Source organism: Streptococcus sp. UMB0029 (genome assembly GCF_002871495.1).
Classification (GTDB): domain Bacteria; phylum Bacillota; class Bacilli; order Lactobacillales; family Streptococcaceae; genus Streptococcus.
In genome coordinates, this window is record NZ_PNGD01000016.1 from 1 (window position 1) to 13795 (window position 13795).

The following is a 13795-nucleotide window of genomic DNA, read 5'->3' on the forward strand; positions in this document are numbered from 1 at the left end:
CGACATGCGTTAAAAGTTAGTTGAACCGCCGTATGCCGAACGGCATGTACGGTGGTGTGAGAGGGGCTAGAGATTATCCCCTACTCGATTTTATCTTCTACGTTTTCGTTTGATAATAGAGCGTTGAATTTTTAAAACAAGTAAACTGGATCCGATTGCTGCGAAAAATGCAAGAGCAGTTGAGAATTTTAATGCTAAAAAGATAAAACTAAAGATAGCAATACAGATACAAAAAATAGCTATATTAACAAAAAATAGGATTTCCTTGAGATTGGTATCAGATTGCGCTTCAGGTATATAATCTTGATAGCGAGGAACCTGCTGGTGCAATTCTTCTTGATAGTCTACCTCATAGGATTGTAATTTTCTTACGGGCATGTCTCTCTCCTTACAGTACATACCTATTTTATCATTTTTTCAGCAGAGAATTATTACAGAAAGGTTACAAAAAGAATAAAGTCCCTTTTCATTTTCAAAGAATAGCTGATTTTTGAGAAATATGGTATAATTTTTCTTATGGAAAAGATTATCATTACAGCAACTGCTGAAAGTATTGAACAAGTTAAACAACTGCTCGAAGCTGGCGTAGACCGTATCTATGTCGGTGAGAAAGATTTTGGCCTTCGTCTGCCAACAACCTTTAGTCATGACCAATTGCGTGAAATCGCTAAGCTGGTTCATGATGCTGGTAAGGAATTGATTGTTGCGGTTAATGCCCTTATGCACCAAGATATGATGGACCGTATCAAGCCCTTCCTCGATTTCTTGGAAGAAATTAAGACAGACTACATTACGATTGGGGATGCAGGTGTCTTTTATGTGGTCAATCGAGACGGTTATTCCTTTAAGACTATCTACGATGCTTCAACCATGGTAACTAGTAGTCGTCAGATTAACTTCTGGGGACAAAAGGCTGGCGCATCTGAGGCTGTTTTGGCGCGTGAAATTCCATCTGCTGAGCTCTTCAAGATGCCAGAGATTTTGGAAATTCCTGCTGAAGTTTTGGTTTATGGTGCTAGTGTCATTCACCATTCTAAACGTCCGCTCTTGCAAAACTACTATAACTTCACGCACATCGATGATGAAAAGACGCGTACGCGTGACCTCTTCTTGGCTGAGCCAAGTGACCCCGAGAGCCACTATTCCATTTTTGAAGACAATCATGGAACCCACATCTTTGCCAACAATGATCTTGATTTGATGACCAAATTGACAGAATTGGTAGAGCATGGTTTTACTCACTGGAAATTAGAAGGTCTCTATACACCTGGTCAGAACTTTGTTGAGATTGCAAAACTCTTTATCCAAGCGCGTAGCTTGATCCAAGAGGGCAACTTTAGCCATGACCAAGCCTTCTTGCTGGATGAAGAAGTGCGCAAGTTACACCCTAAAAACCGTTTCCTTGATACAGGATTTTATGACTACGACCCTGATATGGTTAAATAAAGTAAATGAATTATTGAGAGAAGGAAGAGACAAATATTTCTTCTCTCAATTTTTCTGATTTCTTCACCATTTTCAAAAAATAAGTAGGCTAGGATGCTCTACTTGATAGGATTTTTAAGCTAAGTAATGTTCTTGAGTTTGAAAATTATCCCATGTTTGCAGGTGCCAAATGGCCCTTTTTTTGGTATAATTTTTTATAATGGAAACGATTGGTAATCGCTATGTTGTGGTTGATTTAGAGGCAACTAGCACAGGTAGTAAGGCTAAAATTATTCAAGTGGGAATTGTTGTGGTTGAGGATGGGAAAATCGTCGATCACTATACGACGGATGTCAATCCCCATGAACCTTTGGATGCTCATATCAAAGAACTGACAGGATTGACAGACCAACGTCTGGCGCAAGCACCTGATTTTTCGCAAGTTGCAAGAAAAATCTTTGACTTGGTGGAGGATGGGATTTTTGTAGCCCATAATGTTCAGTTTGATGCCAATCTCTTGGCAGAAAATTTATTTTTTGAAGGCTATGAACTAAGAAATCCTCGTGTTGACACGGTCGAATTGGCTCAGGTCTTTTTCCCAGAACTGGAAAAATATAGTTTGCCGATTTTGTGTCGAGAATTAGGAATTCCTCTAAAACACGCCCACACAGCCCTTTCAGATGCCCAAGCTACAGCAGAATTACTCTTATTTTTACGAGAAAAGATGCTCCAACTTCCTAAAGGACTCTTGGAACGCTTGCTGGAGATGGCTGACGCTCTCTTATATGAGTCCTACTTGGTTATTGAAGAAATTTATCGCAGTCAATCTATCCTGAGTTCTCCAGACTTGGTCCAAGTTCAAGGGCTATATTTCAAGAAACCTACAGCTCCCAATGAGCCACGAAAATTATCTCAAGATTTTTCTAAAAATATTTCTCTGTTGAACCTTGAAGTGAGGGAGGAGCAAGAAAGTTTTGCTAAAGAGGTTGGCTTGCTATTGAAAGATGAGACTGTATCATTAATTCAAGCGCCAACTGGGATTGGGAAAACTTATGGCTATCTCTTACCCGCTTTGTCCCAAGTGGAAAATCGTCAGATTGTCCTTAGCGTTCCGACAAAGATTCTTCAAAATCAAACCATGGAAGAAGGTAAACGTCTTAAAGAGGTGTTCCATACAGATATTCATTCTTTAAAGGGACCACAAAATTACCTGAAGTTGGATGCTTTTTATCGTTCCTTGCAGGAAAATGATGAAAATCGCTTATTTAGACGTTTTAAAATGCAACTCTTGGTCTGGTTGACAGAGACAGAAACTGGGGATTTGGATGAAATCGGCCAACTCTACCGTTACCAACATTTTCTGACAGACCTTCGTCATGATGGGAATTTATCTTCTAAAAGCTTATTTGTGACGGAAGATTTCTGGAAACGTAGTCAAGAAAGGGCACAAACCTGTAAGCTTTTAGTGACCAATCATGCCTATCTTGTAACCAGACTTGAAGATAATCCTGAATTTGTCAGCGACCGTTTATTGATTATTGATGAAGTCCAAAAAGTTTTGTTGGCTCTAGAAAATCTGCTTCAAGAGACCTACGATATCCAGGCTATTATTGCTTTAGTTGATAAGGCTTTACTGGACGAGCAAAATAAGGTCCAACAACGAATACTAGAAAGTATTCGCTTTGAGTTTATTTACTTGATAGAACAATTTCAGTCTGGAAAATCTAAGAAGAGTAGCTTGGATTCTTTTGCCAATCTCCGCCAGTATTTTTCAGAATTAGAGGTAGAAGGCTTTGAGGAACTGGTTCGCTATTTTACTGTTGAAGGTGATTACTGGCTTGAAGCAACTGAAACGAGTCAGAAGAAAATTCAGATTTCTTCTACAAAATCAGGTCGTATTTTTCTATCTTCTTTAGTGCCTGATTCATGTCAAGTCTTGGGAGTGTCGGCCACTCTTGAGATTAGTCAGAGGGTTTCTTTGGCAGACCTTTTAGGCTATCCTGAAGCCAAATTTGTCAAGGTTGAAGCTGGTAAAAAACAGGATCAAGAAGTGGTCTTGATCAAAGATTTTCCTCTAGTAACAGAAACCTCCTTAGAAGTCTATGCCAAGGAGGTAGCTGATTTGCTGATGAAAGTTCAAGCTTTCCAGCAACCGATTTTGGTTCTCTTTACTGCTAAAGACATGCTTCTAGCAGTATCAAATTTACTCCCTGTAAGTCATTTAGCCCAGTATAAAAATGGCGATGTCCATCAGCTAAAGAAACGTTTTGAAAAAGGTGAACAACAAATCCTGCTTGGTGCAGCAAGTTTCTGGGAGGGAGTTGATTTTTCAAGTCATCCTTTTGTGATTCAAGTTGTACCAAGACTTCCTTTCCAAAATCCCCAAGAGCCCTTAACTAAAAAGATTAATCAGGAACTGAATCAAGAAGGGAAAAATGCCTTTTATGATTATCAATTGCCTATGGCCATTATTCGTTTAAAGCAGGCTTTGGGAAGAAGTATGAGACGCGAACACCAACGTTCCTTAACTCTTATTTTGGATAAGAGAATTGTCGGAAAGCGATACGGCAAGCAAATAGTGACTTCTCTAGCAAAAGAAGCGAGCGTTACAACGATCGCTCAATCTGAAGTTAATGAGGCTATTGATAGATTTTTAAATGAACTTTGATAAATAGTATTGTATGAAAGTATAAGGTTAGTGTATATGAAACGTTCTCTCGACTCTAGAGTCGATTATAGTTTGCTATTACCAGTATTTTTTCTACTGGTTATTGGCGTGGTGGCTATCTATATAGCTGTTAGTCATGATTATCCAAACAATATTCTGCCCATTTTAGGGCAGCAGGTCGCCTGGATTGCCTTGGGGCTTGTGATTGGTTTTGTGGTCATGCTCTTTAATACAGAATTTCTTTGGAAAGTGACTCCCTTTCTGTATATTTTAGGCTTGGGACTCATGGTCTTGCCAATTGTCTTTTATAATCCAAGCCTAGTTGCATCAACGGGTGCCAAAAACTGGGTATCGGTAAATGGTGTTACCTTGTTCCAGCCGTCAGAATTTATGAAGATATCCTATATCCTCATGTTGGCTCGTGTCATTGTCCAGTTTACCAAAAAACATAAGGAATGGAAGCGCACAGTTCCGCTGGACTTCTTGCTGATCTTCTGGATGATTCTCTTTACCATTCCAGTCCTAGTTCTTTTGGCACTTCAAAGTGACTTGGGGACGGCTTTGGTTTTTGTGGCCATCTTCTCAGGAATCGTTTTGCTATCAGGAGTTTCTTGGAAAATTATTATCCCAGTATTTGTGACTGCTGTAACAGGAATTGCTGGCTTCTTAGCTATTTTTATCAGCAAGGACGGAAGGGCTTTTCTCCATCAACTGGGAATGCCGACCTATCAAATTAACCGTATTTTGGCTTGGCTCAATCCATTTGACTTTGCCCAAACAACCACTTACCAACAGGCTCAAGGACAAATTGCTATTGGCAGTGGTGGTTTATTCGGTCAAGGTTTTAATGCTTCGAATCTGCTTATTCCAGTTCGGGAGTCGGATATGATTTTCACTGTTATTGCAGAAGATTTTGGCTTCATTGGCTCTGTCCTTGTTATTGCCCTTTACCTCATGCTGATTTACCGTATGTTGAAGATTACTCTCAAATCAAATAACCAGTTCTACACCTATATTTCCACAGGTTTGATTATGATGTTGCTCTTCCACATCTTTGAGAATATCGGTGCTGTGACTGGCTTGCTTCCCTTGACTGGGATTCCATTGCCTTTCATTTCTCAAGGTGGGTCGGCGATTATTAGTAATCTGATTGGTGTTGGCTTGCTTTTATCGATGAGTTACCAGACTAATCTAGCTGAAGAAAAGAACGGAAAAGTCCCATTCAAACGGAAAAAGGTTGTATTAAAACGAATCAAATAAGGAGAAAATCATGGTTAAAGTAGCAGTAATGTTAGCTCAGGGCTTTGAAGAAATTGAAGCTTTGACAGTTGTAGATGTCTTGCGTCGAGCAAATATCACTTGTGATATGGTAGGATTTGAGGAGCAAGTAACAGGTTCGCATGCAATCCAAGTAAGTGCAGATCGTGTTTTTGATGGTGATTTATCAGACTATGACATGATTGTTCTTCCTGGCGGGATGCCTGGTTCTGCACATTTGCGCGATAATCAGGCCCTAATTCAAGAATTGCAAAGCTTCGAACAAGACGGAAAAAAATTAGCAGCCATTTGTGCGGCGCCAATTGCGCTCAATCAAGCAGGGCTATTGAAAAATAAGGAATACACTTGTTATGACGGCGTTCAAGAGCAAATCCTTGATGGTCACTACGTCAAGGAAACAGTAGTTGTAGATGGTCAATTAACAACTAGTCGAGGTCCTTCAACAGCCCTTGCCTTTGCCTATGAGCTGGTGGAGCAACTTGGAGGAGACGCAGAGACTTTACGAGCAGGAATGCTCTATCGAGATGTCTTTGGTAAAAATCAGTAAAACGGGAGTAAAACTCTCGTTTTTTTACTTGGAAAAATCTAGGAAATCATCGCTTTTTTAAGGAAAAAATGGTATAATGAAAGCTATGAAATATCACGATTACATCTGGGATTTAGGTGGAACTTTACTGGATAATTATGAAACTTCAACAGCTGCATTTGTTGAAACTTTAGCGCTGTATGGTATCACACAAGACCACGACAGTGTCTATAAAGCTTTAAAGGTTTCTACTGATTTTGCGATTGAGACATTCGCTCCCAACTTAGAGCATTTTTTAGAAAAGTACAAGGAAAATGAAGCCAGAGAGCTAGAACACCCGACTTTATTTGGTGGAGTTTCGGACTTATTGGCAGATATTTCAAATCAGGGTGGCCGTCATTTTTTGGTCTCTCACCGAAATAATCAAGTCTTGGAAATTTTAGAAAAAACCTCTATAGCAGCTTATTTTACAGAAGTGGTGACTTCTAACTCAGGCTTTAAGAGAAAACCAGATCCTGAGTCCATGATTTATTTAAGAGAAAAGTATCAGATTAGCTCTGGCCTTGTCATTGGTGATCGACCGATTGATATTGAAGCAGGGCAAGCTGCTGGACTCGATACCCACTTGTTTACCAGTATCGTGAATTTAAGACAAGTATTAGACATGTAAGAAAAAGGAAAAAGATGACAGAAGAAATCAAAAATCTGCAGGCACAGGATTATGATGCCAGTCAAATTCAAGTTTTAGAGGGTCTAGAGGCTGTTCGTATGCGTCCAGGGATGTATATTGGGTCAACCTCAAAAGAAGGTCTTCACCATCTAGTCTGGGAAATTGTTGATAACTCTATCGACGAGGCCTTGGCAGGATTTGCCAACCATATTCAAGTTTTTATTGAGCCAGATAATTCGATTACTGTTGTCGATGATGGACGTGGTATCCCAGTCGATATTCAGGAAAAAACAGGCCGACCTGCCGTTGAGACTGTCTTTACTGTCCTTCATGCTGGAGGAAAGTTTGGAGGTGGTGGCTACAAAGTTTCAGGTGGTCTTCACGGAGTAGGCTCATCAGTAGTTAATGCTCTTTCCACTCAATTAGACGTTCATGTCTACAAAAACGGTAAAATTCATTATCAAGAATACCGTCGTGGTCATGTCGTCGCAGACCTTGAGGTAGTCGGAGATACAGATAGAACTGGAACAACGGTTCACTTCACACCAGACCCAGAAATCTTTACTGAAACAACAACCTTTGATTTTGATAAATTAAATAAACGCATTCAAGAATTGGCCTTTCTAAATCGCGGTCTTCAAATCTCCATCACAGATAAGCGTGAAGGTTTGGAACAAACCAAGCATTATCATTATGAAGGTGGTATTGCTAGTTACGTTGAATATATCAATGAGAACAAGGATGTGATCTTTGATACACCAATCTATACAGATGGTGAGATGGATGATATCACAGTTGAAGTAGCCATGCAGTACACAACGGGTTATCATGAAAATGTCATGAGTTTCGCCAACAATATTCATACCCATGAAGGTGGAACGCATGAGCAAGGTTTCCGTACAGCACTGACTCGTGTTATCAATGATTATGCTCGTAAAAATAAGTTGCTTAAAGATAATGAAGACAATCTGACAGGAGAAGATGTCCGTGAAGGACTGACTGCAGTTATCTCAGTTAAACACCCAAATCCGCAGTTTGAAGGACAAACCAAGACCAAATTGGGAAATAGTGAAGTGGTCAAGATTACCAATCGCCTCTTCAGTGATGCCTTTTCTGATTTCCTCATGGAAAATCCACAGATTGCTAAACGTATTGTGGAAAAAGGGATTTTGGCTGCCAAAGCTCGTGTAGCTGCCAAGCGTGCGCGTGAAGTCACTCGTAAAAAATCTGGTTTGGAAATTTCCAACCTTCCAGGAAAACTAGCAGACTGTTCTTCTAACAATCCTGCGGAAACAGAACTTTTCATCGTCGAAGGAGATTCAGCTGGAGGGTCAGCCAAATCAGGTCGTAACCGTGAATTTCAGGCAATTCTTCCAATTCGTGGTAAGATTTTGAACGTTGAAAAAGCAAGCATGGATAAAATTCTTGCCAACGAAGAAATTCGAAGTCTTTTTACAGCTATGGGAACAGGATTTGGAGCAGAATTTGATGTTTCAAAAGCTCGGTACCAAAAACTCGTTTTGATGACCGATGCCGATGTTGATGGAGCTCATATTCGTACCCTTCTTTTAACCTTGATTTATCGTTATATGAAACCAATCCTAGAAGCTGGTTATGTTTATATTGCCCAACCACCAATCTACGGTGTTAAGGTTGGAAGTGAAATTAAAGAATATATCCAGCCAGGTGCAGATCAGGAAATCAAACTCCAAGAAGCTTTAGCCCGTTATAGTGAAGGTCGAACCAAACCGACCATTCAGCGTTATAAAGGTTTGGGTGAAATGGACGATCATCAGTTATGGGAAACAACCATGGATCCCGAACATCGCTTGATGGCCAGAGTTTCTGTTGATGATGCTGCAGAAGCAGATAAAATCTTTGATATGTTGATGGGGGATCGAGTAGAACCTCGTCGTGAGTTTATCGAAGAAAATGCTGTCTATAGTACACTTGATGTCTAAAAAACGGGAGAAGTAGTTCCCTTGGTCTAAAAAATATGATATAATCATTACGATTGTTTCAAGTAAAAAAGGAGTTTAATATGTCTGCTAGACTAGTAATTTATTTAATAATTGCAGTTGCAGTTTTATTGGTCATTGCCTATGCTATCGCAATCTATGTTAGGAAGCGCAATGAAAGTAAATTAGCAATTTTAGAAGAGAAAAAAGAAGAGCTGTATAATCTTCCAGTTAATGATGAAGTTGAAGCTGTAAAAAACATGCACTTGATTGGACAAAGCCAGGTGACTTTCCGTGAATGGAACCAAAAATGGGTTGACCTATCTCTTAACTCTTTTGCAGATATCGAAAATAATCTTTTCGAGGCAGAAGGTTATAACAACTCATTCCGTTTTTTCAAAGCTAGTCATCAAATTGATCAAATCGAGAGCCAAATTACCTTGATTGAAGAAGATATTGCAGCAATTCGCAATGCCTTGGCAGATTTGGAGAAACAAGAGTCTAAAAATAGTGGACGTGTTCTTCATACCTTGGACTTGTTTGAAGAGTTGCAACATCGAGTTGCTGATCATTCTGAAGAATATGGGCAAGGTTTGTCTGAAATTGAAAAACAATTGGAAAATATCCAATCAGAGTTTTCTCAGTTTGTAACTTTAAATTCGTCTGGTGACCCAGTAGAAGCTGCTGTGATTTTGGATAATGCTGAAAATCATATCTTGGCTTTGACACATATTGTTGATCGTATACCAGCAGTTGTAACAACATTATCTAAAGAGCTACCAGATCAACTAGAAGATTTAGAAGATGGTTACCGTAAGCTTTTAGATGCTAACTATCATTTTGCTGAAACGGATATTGAAGCGCGTTTCCAATTGCTTTATGAAGCTCTTAAGAAAAATCATGAGAATATTGCGCAACTAGAATTGGATAATGCCGAGTACGAAAATACTCAAATCCAAGAAGAGATTAATGCACTTTATGATATCTTTACAAGAGAAATTGCTGCACAGAAAGTGGTAGAAGGTTTAGTAGCAACACTTCCTACTTATCTGCAACACATGAAAGATAGTAACGCTGTTTTAGTCGAAGATATTAAACGATTAAGTAAGAGTTATTTATTTTCTGAAACAGATGTTAGTCATGTTCATAGATTGCAAACTGAATTAGACTCTTTGGAAGAATCTGTATTAGAATTAACTTCAGAACAAGAGGAACACTCTGAGCCATATTCATTGCTTGAAGAACGTTTGGAAAACTTACAAGCGACTTTGAAAGAAATTGAGGATGAACAAGTTGAACTTAGTCAACGTCTTGCTCAGATTGAAAAAGATGATATCAATGCTCGCCAAAAGGCAAATATTTATGTTAATCGTCTTCATACAATCAAGAGATATATGGAGAAACGCAATCTTCCAGGTATTCCTCAGAATTTCTTACAGTTGTTCTTTACAGCAAGTAACCATACAGAAGAGTTAATGGTTGAACTAGAAGAAGCTCAGGTCAATATCGAAGTTGTAAACCGTATACTTGAGATTACAACAAATGATATGGAAGTACTTGAAGATGAAACTTATAATATTGTTAAATATGCAACTTTGACTGAACAACTACTACAGTATTCGAATCGTTACCGCTCATTTGATGAACGAATTCAGGAAGCCTTTAATGAATCATTAGAAATTTTTGAAAAAGAATTTGATTACCATGCTTCATTTGATAAGATTTCGCAAGCTTTGGAAGTCGCAGAACCTGGTGTAACCAACCGTTTCGTTACTTCATATGAAAAGACACGTGAGACAATTCGTTTCTAACATAATAAAAAAGATTTGGTTTTGTGAGAAGCAGAACCAAATCTTTTTTATTAATTGTCTATAAAATCTTGTATGATAAAATCTTAAGATAAAAAATTGGAGACGATTTAAAAAGCAAGTAAGAACCTAGTTTTGTGTTATAAGGTTCAAAAAACTTTTTAATCTCTCCAAAATGTTATTTGGTTGGAATCGAAATTTCAATTAATTTCTCTGAGTAGAGTGTTTTGATATTGGCTTCATCAATAGAGTCCTTATCAATTTTACGTTTCAAGAAAAATTCTTGAATAGCTTCGATTTCAGTTTCGCGAATAGCACGGTGTTTGTTTGAGATGAGGATTTCATAGTGAAGCGGAGCTTGGGTAAAAATAACATCTGTATTTCCTGCAGAATAAACCTCAACAAGGGTAGCATCTGTACTTTCTAGCTGGCTTTTTACAAGTTGCGAGTGTGAGTTTGTCGTATTGATAAGCTTCATAGCATTTCCTCCGATTTTCTAATTCTATTATAGCACTTTTTGAATAAAGTAGCATGATTTAGTCAACCTTATGCTGTTTTTTCCAAGATTGGATTGCCCATTTATGACTACCACGTTTGAGATTTTCAATAGCCTCGTCAATAGGGAACCAGGAAATATGATTGAAGTCTTCTAGTGGTTTTTGCACTTCTTTGAAAGAAGTTGCTTCATAGAGGTAGGCAGGATTGTAGTAGTAGGTGTCACGGTGACGAGAGTAGAAATATTCGTCAGCTTGTCCGTAATAGCTACCAATTTCAGCTGTGAAGCCAAGCTCTTCAATCAATTCACGCTTTAGGGCTTCTTGATGGTTTTCACCAGCTTCAATTTCGCCACCTGGTAGGAACCAAGCACCATTTGGTGCTTGAACAAGAACAATTTGTTTTTGTTCAGCGTCAGGGATAACTGCATAAACTCCATAACGAGTAACATAGTCTGTATTTGCTTTCTTTTCTCCAAAAGTTGGGTTTACCATTGCATTTTCCTCATTATCTATTATCTTTATTATTATCTTAATGGACAAAGGCTGAGCTGTCAAGAACTTATAGTTATTTTAGTAAAAAAGAGCAGAAAATTTTCATTTTCTACTCCTTTTCTATAGGATTTATACTTCTTTTTCAGAAGTTTTTACTTCAGCTTTTTTGGCAGACTTAATCTGAATGTTTCCCTTGCTAGTCATCACTGCCTTTAGGTCTTTTTCGCTTGGATTTTCAAGGTAGTAGTCAGTGATTGCGTCTTCAATATAGTCTTGAATAGTGCGGCGAAGTGGGCGTGCTCCCATTTTTGGATCATAGCCGAGGTCAACTAATTTTTCCTTGACTTTGTCAGTTACATCTAAATGAATGTTGTTACTTGAAAGACGCTTGTTAACATCTGCTAGCATGAGCTCGACAATCTGAAGGAGGTTATCCTTGCTGAGAGCCTTAAATTCGATAATACCATCAAAACGGTTCATAAACTCTGGGCTAAAGAAGTTGCCGAGTTCACCAAGAACAGAGTTGGTACGTCCTTCGCGAGCTGCCCCGAAACCAACGTTGGCTTCTGTCTTACCTGTACCTGCATTTGAAGTCATGATGATGATGGCATCCTTGAAGCTAACGGTACGTCCTTGCCCATCTGTCAAACGACCATCGTCCAAGACCTGGAGGAACATGTGCATAACATCTGGATGGGCTTTCTCTACTTCATCCAAGAGAATAAGAGAATATGGATTGCGGCGAACTTTTTCAGTTAATTGCCCAGCCTCATCGTAGCCAACATAACCTGGAGGGGCACCAACTAATTTCGCAACACTGTGTTTTTCCATGTATTCACTCATATCAAAGCGAATCATACTGTCAGCAGAACCAAAGAGTTCGATAGCTAGTTGTTTGGAAAGTTCCGTCTTACCGACCCCAGTTGGTCCGACAAAGAGGAAGCTTCCAATTGGACGGTTTGGAGTACCGAGACCGACACGATTCCGGCGAATAGCCTTGGCAATCTTATCGACAGCATCATCTTGTCCAATAACATGAGATTTGAGGTCTTCGGCTAGATGAATGAGTTGAGATTGTTCTTTCTCTTTCAAATCACCAACAGGAATATTGGTTTTCTGCTCGATAATGTGCTCAATGGTTTTCTCACTGATGATAGGAGTATCTTGGTCCGTGACCTTTTTCTTTTGCATTTCCTTATACTTGGCAATCTGGTCGCGGAAGTAGGCTGCCTTCTCAAAATCTTCCTCTCGTGTAGCTTGAGATTTAAGATTTTCAGCCTCAATCAAGCGTTGATCAATTACTTTAGGATCCACAAAATTCAAGGTCAAGTTCATCTTAGAACCAGCTTCATCTAGGAGGTCAATGGCCTTGTCAGGCAAGAAGCGATCTTGGATGTAGCGATTGGAAAGAGTTGCAGCTGCTTCAATTGCAGCATCGGTATACTGAACGTGGTGGTAGTCTTCGTATTTCTTTTGAATACCTTTGAGGATAGTGATTGTTTCTTCCACGGTTGGTTCATCGACCTTAACAGGTTGCATACGACGCTCTAGGGCAGCATCTTTTTCAATGATACGGTATTCATTGAGGGTAGTGGCACCGACCAGTTGCAGTTCACCCCGAGCAAGGGCTGGCTTGAGGATATTTCCTGCATCCATATTGCCATCGCCTGCAGAACCAGCACCGACAATTTCATGGATTTCATCGATAAAGAGGATGATGTCCTCACGTTTGCGAATTTCTTCCATGAGTTTTTGCATGCGTTCTTCAAATTGTCCACGGATACCCGTTCCTTGAACTAGGCTAACCACATCTAGACGGATGACTTGTTTACCTTGGAGTTTATGCGGAACATCTCCATCAACGATTTTCTGAGCTAGACCTTCGACAACAGCCGTTTTTCCGACACCTGGTTCACCGATAAGAACAGGATTATTCTTAGTTCTACGATTGAGAATTTCGATGACACGGATAATCTCATCATCGCGTCCAATAACGGGGTCGATATCGCCACGACGAGCAATCTCAGTTACATTGATACCAAATTCTTCTAGCAGGCCTTTTTCTTGGCTTGGGGGTGGAGTTTGAGCAGATCCACGATTTTGGGAACCATAACCGCCGTTCCCACCGTAACCTCCACCTGATTGGGTTGGGGGAATAGGAGGAGTATTGCTAGAAGGTCTGAAATTGTTTAGATCATTGAAGAAATCACCAAAGGGATCGAAGTCACGATTGTTCAAATCTGTCATACCTTTAAAGAGACTGTTGTTAGGATCAGTCTTGATAATCTTGTAGCAGTTTTGACAGAGGTCAATTTGTTTTTGTTTTCCATTGAGATTGGTGTAAAGATGAATTGTTGAGTCGTTGATTTTACAGTTTTGACAAAGCATACATCTACCTCATTTCTTTCTTTAGCCTGACCTGGTTAAAGGTCAAAAATAGTCAAATTTCTATACTCTCATTATAACAGGATTG

11 protein-coding genes are annotated in these 13795 nt (G+C 39.3%); 7 read left to right on the plus strand and 4 right to left on the minus strand.

The annotated features are described in order from the left end of the window. Nucleotides 1–90 precede the first annotated feature (90 nt). Nucleotides 91–378: a DUF3270 domain-containing protein gene (locus CJ239_RS10210; protein WP_102211481.1), complete on the minus strand. Its 288-nt coding sequence runs from the start codon at nt 376–378 to the stop codon at nt 91–93. A 138-nt stretch (nt 379–516) separates the two neighbouring features. On the opposite strand from CJ239_RS10210, the gene CJ239_RS10215 reads away from it, so the two are divergent. From CJ239_RS10215 to ezrA, 7 genes are all read left to right on the plus strand, one after another. After that, nucleotides 517–1446 carry a peptidase U32 family protein gene (locus tag CJ239_RS10215; protein WP_102211482.1) on the plus strand — a complete coding sequence of 310 codons (930 nt, stop codon included), beginning with the start codon at nt 517–519 and terminating at the stop codon, nt 1444–1446. A gap of 199 nt (nt 1447–1645) precedes the next feature. After that, complete coding sequence (locus CJ239_RS10220; RefSeq protein ID WP_102211483.1) at nt 1646–4093, plus strand: bifunctional DnaQ family exonuclease/ATP-dependent helicase; 2448 nt, start codon at nt 1646–1648, stop codon at nt 4091–4093. A gap of 36 nt (nt 4094–4129) precedes the next feature. Further along, nucleotides 4130–5353 carry an FtsW/RodA/SpoVE family cell cycle protein gene (locus CJ239_RS10225; protein ID WP_102211484.1) on the plus strand — a complete coding sequence of 408 codons (1224 nt, stop codon included), beginning with the start codon at nt 4130–4132 and terminating at the stop codon, nt 5351–5353. A gap of 10 nt (nt 5354–5363) precedes the next feature. Beyond that, a complete protein-coding gene (locus CJ239_RS10230) occupies nt 5364–5918 on the plus strand; it encodes a DJ-1 family glyoxalase III (protein WP_102211485.1) in 555 nt (184 codons plus the stop codon). An 85-nt stretch (nt 5919–6003) separates the two neighbouring features. Further along, a complete protein-coding gene (locus CJ239_RS10235; RefSeq protein ID WP_180958272.1) occupies nt 6004–6567 on the plus strand; it encodes an HAD family hydrolase in 564 nt (187 codons plus the stop codon). 14 nt (nt 6568–6581) lie between these two features. Then, complete coding sequence (gene gyrB, locus CJ239_RS10240) at nt 6582–8528, plus strand: DNA topoisomerase (ATP-hydrolyzing) subunit B (protein WP_102211487.1); 1947 nt, start codon at nt 6582–6584, stop codon at nt 8526–8528. An 80-nt stretch (nt 8529–8608) separates the two neighbouring features. Continuing rightward, nucleotides 8609–10336 (plus strand): septation ring formation regulator EzrA, encoded by a 1728-nt coding sequence (gene ezrA / locus CJ239_RS10245; protein WP_102211488.1) that lies wholly within the window; start codon nt 8609–8611, stop codon nt 10334–10336. A gap of 175 nt (nt 10337–10511) precedes the next feature. Here ezrA and CJ239_RS10250 read toward each other — a convergent pair whose 3' ends face one another. The 3 genes from CJ239_RS10250 to CJ239_RS10260 all read right to left on the minus strand — a co-directional run bounded on the left by CJ239_RS10250 (nt 10512) and on the right by CJ239_RS10260 (nt 13710). After that, complete coding sequence (locus tag CJ239_RS10250; protein ID WP_084927467.1) at nt 10512–10811, minus strand: DUF1827 family protein; 300 nt, start codon at nt 10809–10811, stop codon at nt 10512–10514. Between the two features lie 58 nt (nt 10812–10869). Next, on the minus strand, nt 10870–11322 hold the full coding sequence (locus CJ239_RS10255; RefSeq protein WP_102211489.1) for an NUDIX hydrolase: 453 nt from the start codon (nt 11320–11322) through the stop codon (nt 10870–10872). Nucleotides 11323–11451: 129 nt separating this feature from the next. Beyond that, entirely contained in the window at nt 11452–13710 is a 2259-nt protein-coding gene (locus tag CJ239_RS10260) for an ATP-dependent Clp protease ATP-binding subunit (protein WP_102211490.1), read from the minus strand. Nucleotides 13711–13795 lie beyond the last annotated feature (85 nt).

What these genes read in the sequence shown, in the direction of transcription:
- CJ239_RS10255 (WP_102211489.1), bottom strand. Translation starts at nt 11,322, where the DNA reads ATGGTAAACCCAACTTTTGGAGAAAAGAAAGCAAATACAGACTATGTT.
- gyrB (WP_102211487.1), top strand. Translation starts at nt 6,582, where the DNA reads ATGACAGAAGAAATCAAAAATCTGCAGGCACAGGATTATGATGCCAGT.
- CJ239_RS10235 (WP_180958272.1), top strand. Translation starts at nt 6,004, where the DNA reads ATGAAATATCACGATTACATCTGGGATTTAGGTGGAACTTTACTGGAT.
- CJ239_RS10215 (WP_102211482.1), top strand. Translation starts at nt 517, where the DNA reads ATGGAAAAGATTATCATTACAGCAACTGCTGAAAGTATTGAACAAGTT.
- ezrA (WP_102211488.1), top strand. Translation starts at nt 8,609, where the DNA reads ATGTCTGCTAGACTAGTAATTTATTTAATAATTGCAGTTGCAGTTTTA.
- CJ239_RS10210 (WP_102211481.1), bottom strand. Translation starts at nt 378, where the DNA reads ATGCCCGTAAGAAAATTACAATCCTATGAGGTAGACTATCAAGAAGAA.
- CJ239_RS10260 (WP_102211490.1), bottom strand. Translation starts at nt 13,710, where the DNA reads ATGCTTTGTCAAAACTGTAAAATCAACGACTCAACAATTCATCTTTAC.
- CJ239_RS10220 (WP_102211483.1), top strand. Translation starts at nt 1,646, where the DNA reads ATGGAAACGATTGGTAATCGCTATGTTGTGGTTGATTTAGAGGCAACT.
- CJ239_RS10250 (WP_084927467.1), bottom strand. Translation starts at nt 10,811, where the DNA reads ATGAAGCTTATCAATACGACAAACTCACACTCGCAACTTGTAAAAAGC.
- CJ239_RS10225 (WP_102211484.1), top strand. Translation starts at nt 4,130, where the DNA reads ATGAAACGTTCTCTCGACTCTAGAGTCGATTATAGTTTGCTATTACCA.
- CJ239_RS10230 (WP_102211485.1), top strand. Translation starts at nt 5,364, where the DNA reads ATGGTTAAAGTAGCAGTAATGTTAGCTCAGGGCTTTGAAGAAATTGAA.